This window comes from Sediminihabitans luteus (assembly GCF_002797595.1).
GTDB classification, from domain to species: domain Bacteria; phylum Actinomycetota; class Actinomycetes; order Actinomycetales; family Cellulomonadaceae; genus Paraoerskovia; species Paraoerskovia lutea.
Window position 1 is genome coordinate 647,037 of the sequence record NZ_PGFE01000002.1, and the last position, 20,952, is coordinate 667,988.

13 protein-coding genes are annotated in these 20,952 nt (G+C 71.7%); 6 read left to right on the forward strand and 7 right to left on the reverse strand.

Annotated features, from left to right (window positions below; all coding sequences use genetic code 11):
* Positions 1-36: 36 nt before the first annotated feature.
* The 3 genes from CLV28_RS08970 to uvrC are packed head-to-tail and all read right to left on the reverse strand — an operon-like array spanning position 37 to position 4,001.
* Positions 37-990, reverse strand: a complete 954-nt coding sequence (locus tag CLV28_RS08970) for a gluconeogenesis factor YvcK family protein (protein ID WP_100422923.1) — start codon at positions 988-990, stop codon at positions 37-39.
* Positions 991-994: 4 nt separating this feature from the next.
* A complete protein-coding gene (gene rapZ / locus CLV28_RS08975; protein WP_100422924.1) occupies positions 995-1,933 on the reverse strand; it encodes an RNase adapter RapZ in 939 nt (312 codons plus the stop codon).
* A gap of 4 nt (positions 1,934-1,937) precedes the next feature.
* Positions 1,938-4,001, reverse strand: coding sequence for an excinuclease ABC subunit UvrC (gene uvrC / locus CLV28_RS08980; protein ID WP_100422925.1), 2,064 nt, complete (start codon positions 3,999-4,001; stop codon positions 1,938-1,940).
* An 82-nt stretch (positions 4,002-4,083) separates the two neighbouring features.
* On the opposite strand from uvrC, the gene CLV28_RS08985 reads away from it, so the two are divergent.
* Positions 4,084-4,581: an OsmC family protein gene (locus CLV28_RS08985; RefSeq protein ID WP_100422926.1), complete on the forward strand. Its 498-nt coding sequence runs from the start codon at positions 4,084-4,086 to the stop codon at positions 4,579-4,581.
* 89 nt (positions 4,582-4,670) lie between these two features.
* Here CLV28_RS08985 and uvrA read toward each other — a convergent pair whose 3' ends face one another.
* Entirely contained in the window at positions 4,671-7,532 is a 2,862-nt protein-coding gene (uvrA, locus tag CLV28_RS08990; protein ID WP_100422927.1) for an excinuclease ABC subunit UvrA, read from the reverse strand.
* A gap of 107 nt (positions 7,533-7,639) precedes the next feature.
* Between uvrA and CLV28_RS08995 the strand changes: the two genes are divergently transcribed.
* The 3 genes from CLV28_RS08995 (at position 7,640) to CLV28_RS09005 (ending at position 10,567) form a co-directional block, all read left to right on the forward strand.
* Positions 7,640-9,463 (forward strand): glycoside hydrolase family 15 protein, encoded by a 1,824-nt coding sequence (locus CLV28_RS08995; protein ID WP_100422928.1) that lies wholly within the window; start codon positions 7,640-7,642, stop codon positions 9,461-9,463.
* Entirely contained in the window at positions 9,460-10,167 is a 708-nt protein-coding gene (locus CLV28_RS09000) for an MBL fold metallo-hydrolase (RefSeq protein ID WP_100422929.1), read from the forward strand. The genes CLV28_RS08995 and CLV28_RS09000 overlap by 4 nt, the downstream gene beginning before the upstream one ends.
* A 100-nt stretch (positions 10,168-10,267) precedes the next feature.
* On the forward strand, positions 10,268-10,567 hold the full coding sequence (locus CLV28_RS09005) for a YciI family protein (protein ID WP_100422930.1): 300 nt from the start codon (positions 10,268-10,270) through the stop codon (positions 10,565-10,567).
* 66 nt (positions 10,568-10,633) lie between these two features.
* Here CLV28_RS09005 and CLV28_RS09010 read toward each other — a convergent pair whose 3' ends face one another.
* The 3 genes from CLV28_RS09010 to uvrB form a co-directional block, all read right to left on the reverse strand.
* Entirely contained in the window at positions 10,634-11,662 is a 1,029-nt protein-coding gene (locus CLV28_RS09010) for a TerC family protein (RefSeq protein ID WP_100422931.1), read from the reverse strand.
* A gap of 290 nt (positions 11,663-11,952) precedes the next feature.
* Positions 11,953-12,375, reverse strand: coding sequence for a VOC family protein (locus CLV28_RS09015; protein ID WP_100422932.1), 423 nt, complete (start codon positions 12,373-12,375; stop codon positions 11,953-11,955).
* A gap of 54 nt (positions 12,376-12,429) precedes the next feature.
* Complete coding sequence (gene uvrB, locus CLV28_RS09020) at positions 12,430-14,526, reverse strand: excinuclease ABC subunit UvrB (RefSeq protein WP_100422933.1); 2,097 nt, start codon at positions 14,524-14,526, stop codon at positions 12,430-12,432.
* Between the two features lie 310 nt (positions 14,527-14,836).
* Between uvrB and CLV28_RS09025 the strand changes: the two genes are divergently transcribed.
* Complete coding sequence (locus CLV28_RS09025) at positions 14,837-16,291, forward strand: choice-of-anchor A family protein (protein WP_100422934.1); 1,455 nt, start codon at positions 14,837-14,839, stop codon at positions 16,289-16,291.
* A 288-nt stretch (positions 16,292-16,579) separates the two neighbouring features.
* Positions 16,580-20,902 carry a DUF5979 domain-containing protein gene (locus CLV28_RS09030; RefSeq protein ID WP_157802573.1) on the forward strand — a complete coding sequence of 1,441 codons (4,323 nt, stop codon included), beginning with the start codon at positions 16,580-16,582 and terminating at the stop codon, positions 20,900-20,902.
* The last annotated feature ends 50 nt before the right edge of the window (positions 20,903-20,952 follow it).

The following is a 20,952-nucleotide window of genomic DNA, read 5'->3' on the forward strand; positions in this document are numbered from 1 at the left end:
GCACGTCGCGTGCACCACCGACCACGGCGGGCGCCGTCAGCCGCCCGGGGTCACGTCGCCGACGACGCCGTCGAACACGTCCCGGTAGGCGGCCGCGAGCCGCAGCGGGTCGTGCCGCGCCGTGCCGTCGCCGCGGCTCACCTGCCGCAGGAGCAGGCGGGCCCCGAGCTCGCGCGTCGAGTCGACGAGCGCCGCGATGTCCTCGACCGCGCTCGGGTCGGCGACGACCGCGTCGATCTGCAGGTCGGGCGCGTGCCGGCGCAGCACGTCGAGGTGGTCGACGGCGCCCAGGCCGTACGTCTCGCCGCCGTCGCTCGAGAGGTTGAGCGTCACGCACCGGCGCGCCGCGGTCGTGTGCAGCGCCTCGTGCACCTGCGGCACGAGCAGGTGCGGCAGCACCGACGAGAACCACGAGCCGGGCCCGAGGACGACCCAGTCCGCCGCGTGGATCGCCTCGACGACCTCGGGGCAGGCGGGCGGGTCGTGCGGCACGAGCCGCAGCTGCTCGATGCGGCCCGTGGTCAGCGCGACCTGGCTCTGGCCCACGACCAGATCGACCCCCGCGGACGTGCGCACGTCGGCCTCGATCCGCAGCGGGACCGCCGCCATCGGCAGCACGCGCCCGCGCGCGTTGAGCAGGCGGCCGACCCAGTCGAGCCCCGCGACCGGGTCGTCGAGCAGCTCCCAGAGCGCGACGATCAGCAGGTTGCCGACCGCGTGGTTGTCGAGGTCGCCCGCGGACGAGAACCGGTGCTGGAGCACGTCGCGCCACGTGCGACCCCACTCGGAGTCATCGCACAGCGCCGCGAGCGCCATGCGCAGGTCGCCGGGCGGGAGCACGTCGAGCTCGTCGCGCAGGCGTCCCGACGAGCCGCCGTCGTCGGCGACCGTCACGACCGCGGTGAGCCGGTCCGACATGAGCCGCAGGGCCGAGAGGGTCGCGGACAGTCCGTGCCCGCCGCCGAGCGCGACGATCGCCGGGTTGCTCACGGTGTCACTCCCTGCCCAGGTCGCGGGCGGTCACGATGACGCGGTGCCCGTGCTCGCGCAGGCGGGCCGCGAGCGCCTCGCTCATCGCGACCGAACGGTGCTTGCCCCCGGTGCAGCCGACCGCGACGGTCGCGTAGCGCTTCTCCTCGTCGACGTAGCCCGCGAGCACGGGCTCGAGCGCGGCCGCGTACAGGTCGACGAACTCGAGCGCTCCGGGCAGCCCGAGCACGTAGTCGCGCACGGGCGCGTCGCGGCCCGTGAGGTGGCGCAGCTCGCTGACCCAGTAGGGGTTGGCGAGGAACCGGACGTCGGCCACGTGGTCGGCGTCGAGCGGGATCCCGTACTTGAAGCCGAACGAGACGATGTTGACGCGCACCTCGGCCGGCGTGCCGTCCGAGACGTGGTCGCGCACCTCGCGCGCGAGGTCGTGCACCGAGAGCTCCGAGGTGTCGATCACGGCGTCGGCGCGGGCCTTGAGGTGCGACAGCACACGGCGCTCCTGCGCGATCCCGTCGAGGATCCGGCCGTCGCCCTGGAGCGGGTGCGGGCGCCGGACCTGCTCGAAGCGGCGCACGAGCACGTCGTCCGCGGCGTCGAGGAAGATGATGCGGTAGTTGGCGCCGAGCTGGCCGAGGTGGTCGAGCACGTCGACCAGGTCGCGGAAGAAGTCGCCGCCGCGCACGTCGACGACCGCCGCGACGCGCTCCACGGTCGACGTCGACCGGGTCATCATGTCCACGAGCGGGACGATCATGCGGGGCGGCAGGTTGTCGACGACGTACCAGTCGAGGTCCTCGAGCACGGCGGCCGCGCGCGAGCGCCCCGCCCCGGACATGCCCGTGATGACGAGCACCTCGCGCACGGGCGCCTCGACGCGCACCGCGGCCGCGTCGGCCTCGGGAACCCCCGTGGGGACGGTCGTGGGGTCGGGCTCGGTGCTCATGGGTTCAGGATGCCAGGTCGTCGGGCGCGGACGCCGCCGCCGTGCCGGGCGCAGGACCGCCGGGCGCCGCAGCCGTGCCGGGCTCCGCAGCCGTGCCGGGCGCCGGCGCCAGGGCGTCGAGCACGGCCTGCGCGCTCTTGGGCCCCATGCCGGGCACCGCGGCGATCTCGGCGACGTCGGCCTGCCGCAGCTTCTTGACCGACCCGAACGCCTTGAGCAGCGCGGCCTGCCGCTTGGGCCCGAGGCCGGGGACGCCGTCGAGCGCGGAGACCGTCATCGCCCGGCCGCGCTTGGACCGGTGGTAGGTGATCGCGAAGCGGTGCGCCTCGTCGCGCAGGCGCTGCATGAGGTACAGCCCCTCGGACGAGCGGGGCAGGATCACCGGGTACGGGTCGTGGGGCAGCCAGACCTCCTCGAGCCGCTTGGCGAGGCCGCACAGCGCGACGTCGTCGATACCGAGCTCGTCGAGGGCCCGCCGGGCCGCAGCGACCTGCGGCGGCCCGCCGTCGACCACGACGAGGTGGGGCGGGTAGGCGAACCGCCGGCGGTCGGCGCTCACGTCCGCACCGACCTCGCCCGAGCGGGGCGGCTCGTCGTCGTGGAAGTCCGACTCGACGTCTGGCGACTCGCTGCGCTCGGCGAGGTAGCGGCGGAACCTGCGCGTGATGACCTCGTGCATGGCCTCGGTGTCGTCGCGCGCGCCGTCGCCCTCGGCGCCGCGGATCGCGAAGTGCCGGTACTCGTTCTTGCGCGCCGCGCCGTCCTCGAAGACGACCATCGAGGCGACCTGGTGCGTGCCCTGCGTCGTCGAGATGTCGTAGCACTCGATGCGCAGGGGTGCGGCGTCGAGCCCGAGCGCCTCCTGGATCTCGCGCAGTGCCTGGCTCCGGGTCGTCAGGTCGCCCGCGCGTCGCGTGCGGTGCAGCGCGAGCGCGTGCTCGGCGTTCTTGCGCACCGTCTCGGCGAGCTCACGCTTGTCGCCGCGCTGCGGGACGCGCAGGTCGACGCGCGAGCCGCGCAGGCCGTGCAGCCAGGCGCCCACCTGCTCGACGTCGGTGGGCAGCACGGGCACGAGCACCTCGCGCGGCACGGCGTCGCGCGCCTCGGGGCCGCCCGCCTGCGCGGTCTCGTCGACCGCGCCGTAGACCTGCTGGAGCAGGTGCTCGACGAGGTCGGCGTCGGTGAGGTCCTCGACCTTCTCCACGACCCACCCGCGCTGCCCGCGGATGCGCCCGCCGCGCACGTGGAAGACCTGCACCGCGGCCTCAAGTTCGTCGCCGACCATCGCGAACACGTCGGCGTCGGTGCCGTCGGTGAGCACGACGGCGTTCTTCTCGGTCGCGCGCAGCAGCGCCTGGATGTCGTCGCGCAGGCGTGCCGCCTGCTCGTACTCCATGGCCTGCGCCGCCTCGGCCATGCGGGCCTCGAGCCGGCGCACGAACCGCGCGGTGTCCCCCGCCATGAAGTCGCAGAAGTCCTCGACGAGCGCGCGGTGCTCGTCGGCGCTGACCCGTCCCACGCACGGCGCGGAGCACTTGTCGATGTACCCGAGCAGGCACGGTCGGCCGGACTGCTGCGCCCGGCGGAACACCCCCGTGGAGCACGTGCGCACCGGGAACACGCGCAGCAGCAGGTCGAGCGTCTCGCGGATCGCCCACGCGTGCCCGTACGGCCCGAAGTACCGGGTCCCGCGCCGCTTGGCGCCGCGCATGACCTGCGCGCGCGGGAACTCCTCGCCGAGCGTGACCGCGAGGTACGGGTACGACTTGTCGTCCCGGTACTTGACGTTGAACCGGGGGTCGAACTCCTTGATCCACGTGTATTCGAGCGCGAGCGCCTCGACCTCGGTCCCCACGACGGTCCACTCGACTGACGCGGCGGTCGTGACCATGGTCGCGGTCCGGTGGTGGAGGTTCGCGACGTCCTGGAAGTAGTTCGCGAGGCGTGCGCGCAGGTTCTTGGCCTTGCCGACGTAGATCACGCGCCCGTGCTCGTCGCGGAACCGGTAGACCCCGGGCGACGTGGGGATCTCGCCGGGGCGGGGACGGTAGGTCGCGGGGTCGGCCATGCGGACGAGCCTAGTTCAGGCCACCCACGCGGCCCGGCCCACCCCCGCGCCGGGACGCAGGATCCGGTCTAGCGTGACGCGCATGAGCGGAGCAACGCACACCTACGTCGGCACGGTCCGCTGGACGGGCGCGCACGACGCCGGCACTGCCTCCTACACGGCGTACTCGCGCGACCACGAGGTCGTGTTCGACGGCCGTCCCGTGATCCTCGGGTCGTCCGACCCGTCGTTCCGCGGCGACCCGGCACGGCACAGCCCCGAGGAGCTGTTCCTCGCGAGCCTCGCGCAGTGCCACATGCTGTGGTTCCTGCACCTGGCCTCGGCGGCGGGCGTCGTGGTCGTGGCGTACGACGACGACCCGACCGGCACGATGCGCGTCGAGTCCGCGGGGGCGGGGCAGTTCACCGACGTCACGCTGCGCCCCCGCGTCGTCGTCGCGTCCGCCTCGCAGGGCGCGGTGGCGGACGACGCGACGCTGGCCTCGCTGCACGGCGCAGCGCACGACCATTGCTTCATCGCGCGTTCGGTGAACTTCCCGGTCGTGCACGAGCCGGCACCCGTGCGCGTGCGCGACGCCTGAGCCTCGGGCCCCTGCCGCCGGCACGCCTGAGCCTCGGGTCCCTGCCGCGAGCACGCGACGCCCGCCCGGGCACCGGCCGAGCGGGCGCGTCAGCCCGCCGCGGCGACCTCGCCGACGTCGAGCACCTCGGCCAGGAACCGCCCCGTGTGGCTCGCGGCCACCGACGCGACGTGCTCGGGCGTGCCCTCCGCGACCACGGTGCCACCGCCCGAGCCGCCCTCGGGGCCCATGTCGACGACCCAGTCGGCGTTCTTGATCACGTCGAGGTTGTGCTCGATCACGATGACCGTGTTGCCCTTGTCGACGAGCGACTGCAGGACGCCGAGCAGCTTGCGGATGTCCTCGAAGTGCAGGCCCGTGGTCGGCTCGTCGAGCACGTACACGGTGCGCCCGGTCGAGCGCCGCTGCAGCTCGGTCGCGAGCTTGACGCGCTGCGCCTCGCCGCCCGAGAGCGTCGGCGCGGGCTGGCCGAGCCGCACGTACCCGAGCCCGACGTCCGTGAGGGTCTTGAGGTGCCGCGCGATCGCCGGGACCGCCGCGAAGAACTCGGACGCCTCCTCGATCGGCATGTCGAGCACGTCCGCGACGGTCTTGCCCTTGAAGTGCACCTCGAGCGTCTCGCGGTTGTAGCGCGCGCCGTGGCAGACCTCGCACGGGACGTAGACGTCGGGCAGGAAGTTCATCTCGATCTTGATGGTGCCGTCGCCCGAGCACGCCTCGCAGCGGCCGCCCTTGACGTTGAACGAGAACCGGCCCGGCATGTACCCGCGCACCTTGGCCTCGGTCGTCTCGGCGAAGAGCTTGCGCACGTGGTCCCACACTCCGGTGTACGTCGCCGGGTTGGACCGCGGGGTGCGACCGATCGGGCCCTGGTCGACGTGCACGACCTTGTCGAGCTGGTCGAGGCCGGTCACGCGACGGTGCCGCCCGGCGACCTTGCGGGCGCCGTTGAGCTCGTTCGCCATGACGGTGTAGAGGATCGAGTTGACGAGCGTCGACTTGCCCGAGCCCGAGACGCCGGTGACCGCGGTGAACGTGCCGAGCGGGAACGACACGTCGACGTTCTGCAGGTTGTGCTCGCGCGCCCCGACGACCGTGACCTGGCGCGCGCGGTCGACCGGGCGCCGGGCGGCGGGCATCGGGATCTGCCGGCGACCCGAGAGGTAGGCGCCTGTGACCGACTCGGGCGACGCGAGCAGGCCCGCGTAGTCGCCCGAGTGGACGACGCGCCCGCCGTGCTCGCCCGCGCCGGGGCCGATGTCGACGATCCAGTCCGCGACGCGGATCGTGTCCTCGTCGTGCTCGACGACGATGAGCGTGTTGCCGAGGTCCCGCAGACGGGTCAGCGTGTCGATCAGCCGACGGTTGTCGCGCTGGTGCAGCCCGATCGACGGCTCGTCGAGCACGTACAGCACGCCCACGAGGCCCGAGCCGATCTGCGTCGCGAGCCGGATGCGCTGTGCCTCTCCCCCGGACAGCGTGCCCGCGGGCCGCTCGAGCGAGAGGTAGTCGAGCCCGACGTCGAGCAGGAACCCCAGACGCGCGTGGATCTCCTTGAGCACCTCGGCGGCGATCGCGCGCTCGCGCTCGCCGAGCGAGAGCGACCCGAGGAACTCGGCGGCCTCGCGCAGCGGCATACGGCACACGTCGGCGATCGAGCGGTCCCCGACCCGCACCGCGAGCACCTCGGGCTTGAGCCGCGTGCCGTCGCAGGTGGGGCACGGGACCTCGCGCATGAAGGCCTCGTACTTCTCCTTGGACCACTCCGAGTCGGTCTCGGAGTGCCGCCGCTGGAGGAAGTCGATGACGCCCTCGAAGCCGGTCGAGTACTGCCGCTCGCGGCCCCAGCGGTTCTTGTACCGCACGTGGACCTTGTGGTCCTGCCCGTGCAGCACCGCGTCGCGCGCGCGCTTGGGCAGCGCGCGCCAGGGCACGTCGACCGAGAAGCCGAGGTCGTCCGCGAGCGCCGAGAGCACGCGGGCGAAGTAGTCGGACGAGATCTGCGCCCACGGGGCGACCGCGCCCTCGGCGAGCGTCTTCTCGTCGTCGGGGATCACGAGGTCGGGGTCGACCTCGAGCTTGAACCCGATGCCGGTGCATTCGGGGCAGGCGCCGTAGGGGGCGTTGAACGAGAACGTGCGGGGCTCGATCTCGTCGAGCGTGAGCTCGTGCTCGTTGGGGCACGAGCGCTTCTCGGAGAACTTGCGCACGCGCGAGAGGTCGTCGATGTCGGCGTCGACGAGCTCGACGAGCACGAGCCCGCCGGCGAGGCCGAGCGCGGTCTCGATCGAGTCCGTCAGGCGACGCTGCACGCCGTCCTTGGCGACGAGGCGGTCGACGACGACCTCGATGTCGTGCTTGAGCTTCTTCTCGAGCGTGGGCGGGTTCGTGAGCTGGACGACCTCGCCGTCGACGCGCGCCCGGGAGAACCCCTTGGTCTGGAGCTCGGCGAAGAGCTCCGCGTACTCGCCCTTGCGTCCGCGCACCACGGGTGCGAGCACCTGGTAGCGCGTGCCGTCCTCGAGCTCGAGGAGCTTGTCGACGATCTGCTGCGGCGTCTGGGCGACGATCTTCTCGCCGCACACCGGGCAGTGCTGGGTCCCGGCGCGCGCGTAGAGCAGGCGCAGGTAGTCGTAGACCTCGGTGATGGTCCCGACGGTCGAGCGCGGGTTGCGGTTGGTCGACTTCTGGTCGATCGAGACCGCGGGCGACAGGCCCTCGATGAAGTCGACGTCGGGCTTGTCCATCTGCCCGAGGAACTGCCGGGCGTACGCCGAGAGCGACTCGACGTAGCGGCGCTGCCCCTCGGCGAAGATGGTGTCGAACGCGAGGGACGACTTGCCGGAGCCCGAGAGGCCCGTGAAGACGATGAGCCGGTCGCGCGGGAGGTCGAGGTCGACGTTGCGCAGGTTGTGCTCACGCGCACCGGAGATGACGAGGCGGTTGTCCACCGAAGCATCGTACGTCGCGCCACCGACGTTCGTACGGATGTTCGACGAGGGCGAACGACGCGACGTCCGCCCTGCGACGGCGGGCGGCGTCCGCGAGACTGGCCCGGATGACCCGCTCCCCGCACCGCCCCGTCCCCATCGCCGACCACGCCGTCCTGGGGGACGGCGAGACGGCCGCCCTCGTGAGCCTGCACGGCTCGGTCGACTGGCTCTGCCTGCCGCGCTTCGACTCCCCCGCGTGCTTCGCCGCGCTGCTCGGCGACGAGCGCAACGGCCGCTGGCTGCTCACCGTCCCGGACGCGACGTCCGTGACGCGCCGCTACCTGGGTGACACGTTCACCCTCGAGACGACGTACGTCTCGCCGTCCGGCCGTGCGCGCGTGACCGACCTCATGCCGGTGTCGGACGGCGCGTCCGACCTGGTCCGACGCGTCGAGGTCGACGAGGGCTCGGTCACGCTCGAGCACGAGTGGATCGTGCGGTTCGGGTACGGCAAGGTCCAGCCGTGGGTCGTGCGCGTACCGGACGACGGGCCCGACGCCCGCCCCGCGATCCGCGCGATCGCCGGCGCCGAGGCCCTCCTGCTGCGCGGCGACCGGCTGCCGCCCGCGGACGACCACCGCCACCGCGAGACGTTCGACCTCGCGGCGGGCGAGGTGCTCGAGCTCGCGGTGACGTGGACCCCGTCGTGGGCGCCCGTGCCCCGACGGCTCGACGTCGACGAGCGGATCGCCGCGGCGCGCGAGCACTGGGAGTCGTGGATCGACACCTGCGACTACGAGGGCCCGTACCGCGAGGCGCTCGTGCGGTCGCTGCTGACGCTGCGGCTGCTCACGAGCACGACCACGGGCGGCATCGTCGCGGCGGCCACCACGTCGCTGCCCGAGGACCCGGGCGGCGAGCGCAACTGGGACTACCGCTACTGCTGGCTGCGCGACGCGGCCCTCACGCTCGAGGCGCTCGTGGAGTCCGGCTACCACGAGGAGATCTCGGCGTGGCGCGAGTGGCTCCTGCGGGCCGTCGCCGGCGACCCGGGCGACGTGCAGATCATGTACGGCGTCGACGGCTCGCGCGAGCTGCCCGAGCGCGAGCTCGACCACCTGCCCGGGTACGCCGGGTCCCGGCCCGTGCGGGTCGGCAACGCCGCGGTCGACCAGATGCAGAACGACGTCCTGGGCGAGGTCATGTGCGCGCTCGACATGGCCCGCGACGCGGGCCTCGCCGAGTCCGACGCGAGCTGGTCGCTGCAGAAGCACCTCGTGGCCGAGCAGCTCGAGCGCTGGCGCCGTCCCGACCGGGGGCTGTGGGAGATCCGCGGGCCCGAGCAGCACTTCGTGCACTCGAAGATCATGACGTGGGCCGCGGTCGACCGGGCCGTGCGCGCGGTCGAGGTGCACGGACTCGACGGACCCGTCGACCGGTGGCGTGCCGCGCGCGACGAGATCCACGCGGACGTCCTCGCGCACGGCTACGACGACGAGCTCGGGTCGTTCGTGCAGCACTACGGCGCCCACCACACCGACGCCGCACTCCTGCAGATGCTCCAGGTCGGGTTCCTGCCCGCCGACGACCCACGCGTGGTCGGCACGGTCCACCGCATCCGGGACGAGCTCGAGGGCGACGACGGCCTGGTGCGCCGGTACCGGACCGAGACGGGCGTCGACGGGCTCTCGGGCAGCGAGCACCCGTTCCTCGTGTGCTCGTTCTGGCTCGCCGACGCGCTCGCCCGGATCGGGGACCTCGACGAGTCGCGCCGCCTGCTCGACCGGCTCATGGGCGTCTCGAACGACCTCGGTCTGCTCGCCGAGGAGTACGACGGCGAGACCGACAGCCTGCTCGGCAACTTCCCGCAGGCCTTCTCGCACCTGGGCCTCGTGCGCGCGGTGCACAGCCTCGCACGCGCCGAGGCGGCCGCCGGGCGACCGTCATGACCGGCCCCGGACCGACCCCGGCCGCCCGGCCCGGCGGGCCCGCCGTCGTCCGCGTCCTGGACGAGCTCGTGGTGAGCTCGCTGTGCGTGGGACCGATGGAGAACACCGCCTACCTCCTGACGTGCCGCGCGAGCGGCACCCAGCTGCTCGTCGACGCGGCCGACGAGGCCGACCGCCTGCTCGCGCTCGTGCGGGCGTCGGGCGACGGGCTCGCGACCGTCGTCACGACCCACCGGCACCGCGACCACGTCGGCGCGCTCGCCGCCGTGACCGCCGCGACGGGTGCGGACCTCCTGGTCGGGTCGGACGACGCGGACGCCGTCGTCGCCTCGACCGGCGTCACGCCGCGCCGACGCCTCGTCCACGGCGACGCCGTCATCTGCGGGCATGTCACGCTCGACGTCGTCGCACTGCGCGGACACACCCCCGGCTCGGTCGCGCTCGCCTACCGCGAGCCCGGCGACGCGCGGGAGCCCGACGCGGTCGCCGGACGCGCGCACCTGTTCACGGGCGACTCGCTCTTCCCGGGCGGCCCCGGACGCACGACGTCGCGCGCGGACTTCACGCAGCTCATGGACGACCTCGAGGAGCGGGTGTTCGCCCGGTTCGACGACCGCACGCTCGTGCACCCCGGGCACGGGGCCGGAACCGTCCTCGGGGCCGAGCGGCCACGGCTCGGCGAGTGGCGCGCACGCGGGTGGTGACCGCGAGGCCGATGAACCCGAGGCCGACGACCGCCCCACCGCTGAGGGCGATCGCGGCCGGCCGGTCGCCGGCGCCGACGAACCTGCCAGAATCGACCTCATGCCGATCCATGCCGTGACCTACACGTACACCGACGACGACGCGCGGCGCGACGCCGTGCGCCCCGAGCACCGCGAGTTCCTGGGAGCCCTCGCCGCGCGCGGCGTGGTCGTCGCCTCGGGCCCCCTCGCCGCGCAGGGCGACACGCCTGCGGGCGCGCTGCTGCTGCTCGACGCGGTCCTCGCCCCGGACGCCCTCGAGGCGCTCGACGCGGACCCGTTCCACCGCGAGGGGCTCGTCGCCGCGCGCGAGGTGCGGTCCTGGTCGCCCGTGATCGGGGCTCTGCGCGAGCACGCCTGACGCCGGCACGACGAAGCCCCCGACCGGGAGGTCGGGGGCTTCGTCGTGCGTCGGACGGGCGCGGCGTCAGGCCTTGGGGCCCTCGACGTCGGCCGGCTCCTGGGCCTCGGCGACGACGGCCTTGCGGCGGTCGCTGCGGTCCTTGGCGAGGCTCGCGACCGTGGTGATCACGAGCACGATGCCGATGAACGACAGGGACACGCCGGTCGAGATCTCCGGGATCGCGGTGATGTGCTCGCCGCCGTTGATGAACGGCAGCTCGTTGGTGTGCAGCGCGTGGATCACGAGCTTGATGCCGATGAAGCCGAGGATCGCGGCGAGCCCGTACGCGAGGTACACGAGGCGGTCGAGCAGGCCGTCGATCAGGAAGAACAGCTGGCGCAGGCCGAGCAGCGAGAACGCGTTCGCGGCGAAGACGAGGTAGGTCTCCTGCGTGAGGCCGAAGATCGCGGGGATCGAGTCGACGGCGAACAGCAGGTCGGCCGAGCCGATCGCGATCATCACGATGAGCATCGGGGTGATGTAGCGCTTGCCGTCGATCTTCGTCGTTAGCTTGTCGTCGACGTAGTCGTCGGTCGTGCGGAAGAACCGGCGCACGAGACGGAGCACGCCGTTCTCGTGGAACTCGGTCTCCTCCTCGCCGCCGCCCTTGGCCTGCGCGATCGCGGTGTAGATGAGGAACGCGCCGAAGAGGTAGAAGACCCAGCTGAAGTTCGCGACGAGCGCGGCACCGGCGAGGATGAAGATCGTGCGCAGGACCAGCGCGATCGTGATGCCGATCAGCAGGACCTTCTGCTGGTACAGGCGCGGCACGCGGAACGACGCCATGATCAGCACGAACACGAACAGGTTGTCGACCGAGAGACTCTTCTCGGTCACGTACCCGGCGAAGTACTCACCGCCGTACGTCGAACCCCAGACGCCCCAGACGATGAGCCCGAAGACGACCGCGACGGCGATGTAGCCGAGCGACCACCAGGCGGCTTCCTTGAGCGACGGGGCGTGCGGGGTGCGCACGTGGCCGACGTAGTCGACGGCGAGCATGGCCAGGATCAGGCCGACGGTCAGGGCCCATGCCCAGAACGGGACGTCCACGAAGTTCTCCTCGGGGTAGCGCGAGACACCAGAGGTCTCTTCCGCTCACACGTCCATCGTCGAGGACGACGGGCTGGCGGGCGAACCGGGGCACCGGGCCGGTTACGGAACCGACCGTACTGACGACACCACCGCGTGGGAATACTCCCCTCAGGAACCCCCACTGTAGGGGGCGAACCTGCACCGTGTCACGTGTATCAGTACATCCGTACAACTCTTGCTCGAGGCACTCGACCCGCGCCCGCCCGGCGCGGGCCCGACCGTCGTGAGTCTCTCCCGGCGGGGTGCCGCTACTGCACGCAGAACTCGTTGCCCTCCGGGTCCTGCATCACGATCCAGAACTCGTCTCGCTCGCTCGTCTCCTGGACGACGCGCGCCCCGTGGCCCTCGAGCTCGGCGGCGAGCGCGCGCGCACGCTCGGGCCGCCCGTCCTTCGAACCACCCACGGAGACGTCGAGGTGGACGCGGTTCTTGGCGACCTTGGGCTCGGGCACCTTCTGCAGGAAGATCCGGGGCGCCACGCCGTCGGGGTCGGTGATCGCGAACGCGTCGCCGCGACCCTCGGGCGGGACGCCCCACGCCTCGAGCGCGTCGTCCCACGTCGCGAAGCCCTCGGGCGGCGGCTCGACCTGGTAGCCGAGCGCGTGGCACCAGAACCGTCCCAGCGCCTCGGGGTCCTTCGCGTCGAACGTGACCTGCATCGTGCGTGCCATGACCGTGCTCCCCGCCTGCTGCGCGGCCGGAGGTCCGGGCGGCCGCCGTCCCGGTCAGGCCGTCGCGGCCTGCATCTGGCGGAGCTCCTTCTTGAGCCCACCGATCTCGTCGCGCAGCCGCGCGGCGAGCTCGAACTGCAACTCGCCGGCCGCCGCGTGCATCTGGTCGCTCAGCTCCTGGATGAGGTCAGCCAGCTCGCTCGCCGCGACGCCCGCGAGCCGGTTGCCCGTGGTCGCGCCCTCCTTGGGCCCACCGGGCACCGGCGCCTTCGCGCCCGGCTTGCGGTAGCCGCCCTTGAGGAGCTCCGCTGTGTCGATGTCCTCGCGCGCGAGCATGTCGGTCACGTCCGAGATGCGCTTGCGCAGCGGGGTCGGGTCGATGCCGTGCTCGAGGTTGTACGCGACCTGCTTCTCACGCCGCCGCTCGGTCTCCCCGATGGCCTTCTCCATCGCCGCGGTGATCTTGTCGGCGTACATGTGCACCTCGCCCGAGACGTTGCGGGCGGCACGGCCGATCGTCTGGATCAGCGAGGTTCCGGAGCGCAGGAACCCCTCCTTGTCGGCGTCGAGGATCGCCACGAGCGACACCTCGGGCAGGTCCAGGCCCTCGCGCAGCAGGTTGATCCCGACGAGCACGTCGTACTCCCCGAGCCGGAGCTCTCGCAGCAGCTCGATGCGGCGCAGCGTGTCGACCTCGGAGTGCAGATACCGCACGCGCACCCCCTTGTCGAGCAGGTAGTCGGTGAGGTCCTCCGACATCTTCTTGGTGAGCGTCGTGACCAGCACGCGCTCGTTGCGCGCCGCGCGGTCGCGGATCTCGCCGAGCAGGTCGTCGATCTGGCCCTGCGTCGGCTTCACGACGACCTTCGGGTCGACCAGGCCGGTCGGGCGGATGATCTGCTCCACCACGCCGTCCGACATCGAGAGCTCGTACGCGCCGGGCGTCGCGGACAGGTAGACCGTCTGGCCGATCCGCTCGACGAACTCCTCCCAGCGCAACGGCCGGTTGTCGGTCGCGCTCGGCAGCCGGAACCCGTGGTCGACGAGGCTCCGCTTGCGCGACATGTCACCCTCGAACATCGAGCCGATCTGCGGGACCGTCACGTGCGACTCGTCGACCACGAGCAGGAAGTCCTCGGGGAAGTAGTCGAGGAGCGTGTTGGGCGCCGTCCCGGGGGCGCGTCCGTCGATGTGCCGCGAGTAGTTCTCGATACCCGAGCACGAGCCGATCTGCCGCATCATCTCGATGTCGTAGGTCGTGCGCATGCGCAGCCGCTGCGCCTCGAGGAGCTTGTTCTGCTGCTCGAGCTCGTCGAGCCGCTCGGCGAGCTCGGCCTCGATCGAGGAGATCGCACGCTCCATGCGCTCGGGGCCGGCCACGTAGTGCGTCGCGGGGAACACGAAGATGCTCGACTCGTCGCGCACCACGTCGCCCGTGAGCGGGTGCAACGTCTGGATCGCCTCGATCTCGTCGCCGAAGAACTCGATCCGGATCGCGAGCTCCTCGTACACCGGGATGATCTCGACGGTGTCGCCGCGCACGCGGAACGTGCCGCGCGTGAAGGCCACGTCGTTGCGCGTGTACTGCATCGTGACGAACTTGCGCAGCAGGTCGTCCCGCTCGACGTGGTCGCCGACGTCGAGCCGCACCATGCGGTCCACGTACTCCTGCGGCGTGCCGAGACCGTAGATGCACGACACGGACGCGACCACGACGACGTCGCGGCGCGTGAGCAGCGAGGACGTCGCGGAGTGACGCAGCCGCTCGACCTCGTCGTTGATCGACGAGTCCTTCTCGATGTACGTGTCCGTCTGCGCGATGTACGCCTCGGGCTGGTAGTAGTCGTAGTACGAGACGAAGTACTCGACCGCGTTGTTGGGAAGCAGTTCGCGGAACTCGGTCGCGAGCTGCGCGGCGAGCGTCTTGTTGGGCGCCATCACGAGCGTCGGACGCTGGAGCTTCTCGATGAGCCAGGCCGTCGTGGCCGACTTGCCGGTGCCGGTCGCACCGAGGAGGGTGACGTCCTTCTCCCCCGCCTGCACGCGCTGCGCGAGCTCGGCGATCGCGGTCGGCTGGTCGCCCGACGGGGTGTACTCGGAGACCACCTCGAAGGGGGCGACGGTCCGCTGCAGGTCGGTCACTGGGCGCATACATCCACGCTACGCCGGACCACCGACACCGGCCCGTGCCCGCCCTGCCGGCCCGCCCGTGTGACCGACGTCTCGCGATGCGGGACGTCGTGCAGGATCGTTACCTGTTTTCACCCGTCTTGTCCTGTTGGGCTCTCGGGGGCGCTGATAGCGTGTCCGCGGCGATGCTTGTACAGGCCCCTAACTTAGGCCGCAGCCCCGGAACCACGGCTCTGGGACAGGCGCCGCCCGAGCCCTCCGCGACGTCGCGGGAGGCCGTACGCCCATCGCCCTCGGGCGAGACGACCCGACACGTTCCTGGAGTTCCCGGATGCCGCACCGCGCCACACCGACCACCAGCTCGCGGGCACGCCGCGCGCGCCTCATCGCCTCGTCCGCCGTCGCGGCGGGCCTGCTCGCGACCGCGTTCCCGACGCTCGCGTCGGCCACGAACGGCGACAGCGAGGGTGCGCCCGTGTGCACCGAGACGAGCATCCTCCCGGGCATCACCCAGGGCAGCCAGAGCTTCACGGACAAGGGTGTCGCCGTGTTCGTCGGGGGCGACTACCTCGCGCTTCCCGAGGCGGCCGAGAGCGAGGGCCGACTCGTCGTCGGCGGGACGACGACGATCTCCGCAGGGCTGTTCAACCTCGGCCGCGCTGGCGGCGGTTCGCAGATCACGCCGCCGCCCGGCAGCGACATGCTCATCTCGCTCGGCGCGGTGACGGTGACCGCCGGCTCGAACCTGCACGTGGGCCACGGGCTCGAGAAGGGCACCAAGAAGGGCGGCAACGTCCTCTCCGGTGGCGACATCACCGGCACGATGGACCTCAACGGCGGCACGGCCAAGCCGAACAAGCCGGGCGCGACCTCCACGAAGGTCGACGCCGCACGCGAGACGCTCGCGACCGCGTCCCAGAAGCTCGCCGCGCTCGAGGCGAACGGCACCCTCGGCACGGACTCGGGCTGGCCCGCCCTCATCGGCGACGGCACGGACGCGACGCAGGTCTTCTCGCTCACCGCGCAGCAGGCCGACGACCTCGGCGCGGTGACGTTCAAGAACGTCGGGACCGACACCCCGATCGTCATCAACGTCTCGGGCACCACGGCGCGCCTCGACTCGACCTACGTCGCCGGTGGCAACTTCGGCCAGCGGATCGACGACTTCACGAAGATCGGCGCCTGGGCACCGCGCATCGTCTGGAACTTCCCCGACGCGACCGAGCTGACCCTCGCGGGCGGCAGCCAGCTCGTCGGCAGCATCCTCGCCCCCGAGGCGGACGTCGCCGACAGCACCCACACCAACGGCCGCCTCTGGGTCGGCGGCGACCTGACGTTCGGCGGCTCGTACAGCGGCCTCGAGCACCACAACTACCCGTGGATCGGCGCCTCCGAGCTCGGGTGCGAACCGACCGACATCCCCGAGCCGCCGGTCGTCGTGCCGACGGTCCCGCCGCTCCCCCCGGTCCCGACGCAGAGCCCGGAGCCGACCGAGTCGAGCACGCCGACCGAGTCGGTGACCCCGTCCGACGAGCCGTCGGCCACGCCGAGCGAGTCGGTGTCGAGCACGCCGTCCGAGTCGCCCGAGGTGCTCGGCACGAGCGTCCCGTCGCCGTCCGAGTCGCCCGAGGTGCTCGGCACGAGCGTCCCGTCGCCCGAGGCCGAGGAGGGTGGCCTCGCGATGACCGGTGCGACCGTCGCCACGGCGTCGATCGTCGCGCTGCTGCTCGCCGGTGGCGGCGCGGCACTGCTGATCCTGCGTCGTCGGGCCGCCCAGCAGGGCTGATCCGTCCAGCCCCGACAGGCTGATGCAGCACGCCCGAGGGCCGTGCTCCGCGAGCGAGAGCTCGCGGAGCACGGCCCTCAGGCGTCCCTGTGCGCGCGGCTGCGCCCGCATCTCCGCGGATGTTCACCCGCGGCACGTTCTTCCCATGCGTCGCGCAGGCGGATGAACTCCCCTACTGTCGTGGGAAGTAGTCGAACGGGGGCGCTCGACCGGCAGGGCCGTGCTCCGCGGGGTACGGCCTCGAAGTCCGGGCGCGCGTCACCACCTCGAGCGCCAGGGACGGAATCGATGTCGAACGCACCCCGCCACGCACGGCCGCCACTCCAACGATTCACCGCTGCCTCGGCAGCGCTGAGCCTCGCGCTCGTGGGATCGCTCGCGGTCGTGGCGACTGTGAGCACCTCGGAGACGGCCGCCGCGGCCCCCGCCGACCTCATCCCCCCCGCCTCGGGCATCCTCCCCGGGCCTGCACCCGAGGACTCGACCGGTGCACCAGGAGCGTGGGGCCCGTGCGTCCCTGACGACGAGTCGGACGACAACTGCTCCGGATGGCTCATCCCACCCAATATCCTCGGCCAGTTCTACGGGACCGACAACGGTCCGAACGTCATCGTGGGCGGCGACTTCTCCGTGCCGAGCGACGGAGGCACCGAGACCGAAGGCCTCATGGTGATCAACGGTAGCGCGACGTTCGACCGCGGCTACTCGGTCGGTGTCGTGGGCGCTGGCACAGGCGTCGTTCCCGCCGACGACGAGGACATGTTCGTCACAGGTGGAGACACGACCGTCAATGGCACGTCAACCGGGGTCACGGCGTACGGAGCCGATGGTTCGGGCGGCTATCGCACAGCCACGCTTCGCGTCGGCGGCGCCCACAACTTCACCGACCCCAGCTACACGGCGAACGGCACGTACGGCGACCTGGGCGACGTCGACTCCGCGAATCAGGACACGCTCCTGGGGCCGACGCAGAACTACCTGTACACCGACGTCTCGGTCATCGACGATGACCACTACACCGACCTGTTCGGCCCGGACGGGAAGATGTCCCGCTATTCGCAGCAGTGCTATGCCGAGCTCAGCACGACCGACGCGACCACCGTGGTCAACGAAGGTGGCGCGCTGACGCTGGAGCAGGGAACGCTCTCGAACGTCGGCAACGTCTACACCGCGACCAGCGACGGGACCGGCGACCTCGTTGTGTTCACGATCCCTGACATGCTCGGCTCGGCGACCCAGAGCGTGACCGTCTCCGTCGTCGGCGTCAAGCCGGGCGCGACGGTGCTCGTCAACACCCTCGGCACCGGGACGGTGCAGCAGCGGATCAGCGACATCATCGTCGGTGACGGCGACCCGAACTCGACGCTCGAGGCCGGCGACCGTGTGCTGTGGAACTACCCCTTCGCGACGGACGTCACGCTCGGCGGCGACACCCAGCTCCCGGGGTCGATCCTGATCGGGAACCCCGCCTCGACGGCAAGCATCGGGTTCTCGGGGACCAACGGGCGCATCTACGCAGCCGGGGATCTGGTTCACACGGGGAGTGTCTTCAACCTCACGGGCCTCGAGTATCACTCGTTCCCCTTCACGGGTGCGCTCGGGTGCGTGCAGACCCTGCCCGGCACCTTCTCGGTCGCCAAGTCCGTCGAGGGCGACGGCGTGGGCGAGGTCCCCGACGACACGACCTTCACGGTCGACTGGGAGGTCACGGCCCCGAGCGACAGCCCGAACCTTGGCCGCACGGGCACGCTCGACGTCCTCGCCGACGGCACGCCGGTGACCGGCCCGATCGACCTGGCCGAGGGCGACGAGGTCACTCTCTCCGAGCCGACGTTCCCCGAGATCGAGGGGGTCGACTGGGGCACCCCGGTCATCTCCCCCAACTCGGTGGTCATCGGGGCCGAAGGCACGGTCGCCGAGGTCGAGGTGACCAACACGGCCACGCTCGAGCGCGGCGGCTTCACGATCACCAAGGCGGTCACGGGCGACGACGGCGCATCCACGACCGACTTCACGGGGACGTGGACGTGCGACGCCGAGAACCTCGACGGGCAGTCGACCGGTAGCTGGTCGCTCTCCGACGGCGAGGACGTGACCGTCACGGGCTTCCCGACGGGCACGACCTGCTCGGTGACCGAGGACGCCCCGACCGACGACAACGGGGACTGGGAGTCCACGATCGACCCCGACGGTGACTTCGTGATCGTCGAGGGCGACGGCACCGAGACCACGGTCACGGTCACGAACGAGTTCACGCACGCCGTCGGCGGCTTCACCATCACCAAGGCCGTCGAGGGCGACGACGGCGCGTCGACCACCGAGTTCACGGGCACGTGGACCTGCGACGCCGAGAACGCCGACGGCCTGTCCTCGGGCACCTGGACGCTGGCCGACGGTGAGGATCTCGCGCTCGACGGCTTCCCGACCGGCACCACCTGCTCGGTCACCGAGGACGCGCCGACCGACGACAACGGGGACTGGAGCCCGACGATCTCGCCCGAGGGCGACTTCGTGATCGTCGAGGGTGACGCGACCGCGATCGCCGTGACGGTGACGAACGAGTTCACGCACGCCATCGGCGGCTTCACGATCACCAAGGAGGTCACGGGCGACGACGGCGCGTCGACCACCGAGTTCTCCGGCACCTGGACGTGCGACGCCCCGAACGCGGCGGGCGACACGACCGGCACGTGGTCCCTCGCGGACGGCGGATCCTCCGCGGTCGCGGGCTTCCCGACGGGCACGACCTGCTCGGTGACCGAGGACGCCCCGACCGACGACAACGGCACCTGGGAGTCCAGCATCGACCCCGAGGGCGACTTCGTGATCGTCGAGGGCGACGGCACCGAGACCACGGTCACGGTGACGAACGAGTTCACGCACGCCGTCGGCGGCTTCACGATCACCAAGGCCGTCGCCGGCGACGAGGGTGCGACCACGACCGAGTTCACCGGCACGTGGACGTGCGACGCCGCGAACACCGACGGCGACACGACCGGAACCTGGACGCTGACCGACGGTGACGAGCTCGCGCTCGACGGCTTCCCGACCGGCACCACCTGCTCGGTCACCGAGGACGTCCCGACCGAGGAGGACGGCAGCTGGGTCTCGTCGATCGACCCCGAGGGCGACTTCGTGATCGTCGAGGGCGACGCCACCGCGACCACCGTCACCGTCACGAACACCTACTCCCAGACCCCCGTGGGTGGCTTCACGATCACCAAGGCGGTCACGGGCGACGATGGTGCGTCCACGACCGAGTTCACGGGGACGTGGACCTGTGACGCCGAGGACGCGGACGGCGAGACGACCGGCACCTGGACGCTCGTCGACGGCGGGGAGGTGACCGTCGCAGGGTTCCCGGTCGGCACCGCCTGCTCCGTCGCGGAGGACGCCCCGACCGACGACAACGGCACCTGGGAGTCCACGATCGACCCCGACGGCGAGTTCACCATCGTCGAGGGCGACGGCACCGAGACCACGGTCACGGTCACGAACGACTTCACCCGCGCCGTCGGCGGCTTCACGATCACCAAGGCGGTCACGGGCGACGACGGCGCGTCCACGACCGAGTTCACGGGGACGTGGACCTGCGACGCGGCGAACGCCGACGGCGACACGACCGGCACCTGGACGCTCGCGGACGGCGACGAGCTCGCGCTCGCCGGCTTCCCGACCGGCACCACGTGCTCGGTCACCGAGGACGCCCCGACCGACGACAACGGCACCTGGGAGTCCACGATCGACCCCGAGGGCGACTTCACCATCGTCGAGGGCGACGCCACCGCGGCCACGGTGACCGTGACCAACACGTTCACGAGCGACGTGGGTGCCTTCCAGGTGACCAAGGTCGTCGAGGGCGACGAGGGCGCTGCCACGACTTCGTTCGAGGTCGACTGGTCGTGCGACGCCCCGAACGAGGACGGGCTCAGCGAGGGCACGTTCACGCTCGAGGCCGACGGGGTGTCGCCGGCCGTCGGGGGCTTCCCGGTGGGCACGACCTGCACCGTGAGCGAACCGACCGTCGAGGACCCGAACGGTGCGTGGACCGCCGAGATCACGCCCGACACGATCACGATCGGGAGCACCGACCAGACGGCGATCGACGCCGTGACCGTGACCAACACGTTCGAGCAGGGCGTCGTGCTGGGCGGGTTCACGATCACCAAGGTCGTCGTCGGTGACGACGGCGCGTCCACGACCGAGTTCACCGGCACCTGGACGTGCGACGCCCCGAACGCAGCCGGCGACACGACCGGCACCTGGACGCTCACGGACGGCGACGAGCTCGCGCTCGACGGCTTCCCCGTCGGCACCACGTGCTCGGTCACCGAGGACGCCCCGACCGACGACAACGGCACCTGGGAGTCCACGATCGACCCCGAGGGCGACTTCACCATCGTCGAGGGCGCCGCCACGGCGACGACCGTCACGGTGACGAACACGTTCACCGGGCCGCAGCCGTCGACGTCGGCGCCGACCACCACGGCACCGACCGAGAAGCCGCTCGCGAGCACGGGTTCGGACGTCGCCCCGTTGGCCGCCGCGGTCCTGCTGCTGCTGACCACGGGCGTGACGGCGCTCCTGATCGCCCGCCGACGCCGAGCATGACGCACGGTAGGGAATGACGAAGGGCTGGTGCCCGGAGACCCCCCGGCACC

Excerpts from the sequence above, each read along its gene's own strand:
- CLV28_RS09015 (WP_100422932.1), bottom strand. The coding sequence starts at position 12,375 with ATGGCACGCACGATGCAGGTCACGTTCGACGCGAAGGACCCCGAGGCG.
- uvrB (WP_100422933.1), bottom strand. The coding sequence starts at position 14,526 with ATGCGCCCAGTGACCGACCTGCAGCGGACCGTCGCCCCCTTCGAGGTG.
- CLV28_RS09030 (WP_157802573.1), top strand. The coding sequence starts at position 16,580 with ATGTCGAACGCACCCCGCCACGCACGGCCGCCACTCCAACGATTCACC.
- CLV28_RS08995 (WP_100422928.1), top strand. The coding sequence starts at position 7,640 with ATGACCCGCTCCCCGCACCGCCCCGTCCCCATCGCCGACCACGCCGTC.
- CLV28_RS08985 (WP_100422926.1), top strand. The coding sequence starts at position 4,084 with ATGAGCGGAGCAACGCACACCTACGTCGGCACGGTCCGCTGGACGGGC.
- CLV28_RS09000 (WP_100422929.1), top strand. The coding sequence starts at position 9,460 with ATGACCGGCCCCGGACCGACCCCGGCCGCCCGGCCCGGCGGGCCCGCC.
- CLV28_RS09005 (WP_100422930.1), top strand. The coding sequence starts at position 10,268 with ATGCCGATCCATGCCGTGACCTACACGTACACCGACGACGACGCGCGG.
- uvrC (WP_100422925.1), bottom strand. The coding sequence starts at position 4,001 with ATGGCCGACCCCGCGACCTACCGTCCCCGCCCCGGCGAGATCCCCACG.
- rapZ (WP_100422924.1), bottom strand. The coding sequence starts at position 1,933 with ATGAGCACCGAGCCCGACCCCACGACCGTCCCCACGGGGGTTCCCGAG.
- CLV28_RS09025 (WP_100422934.1), top strand. The coding sequence starts at position 14,837 with ATGCCGCACCGCGCCACACCGACCACCAGCTCGCGGGCACGCCGCGCG.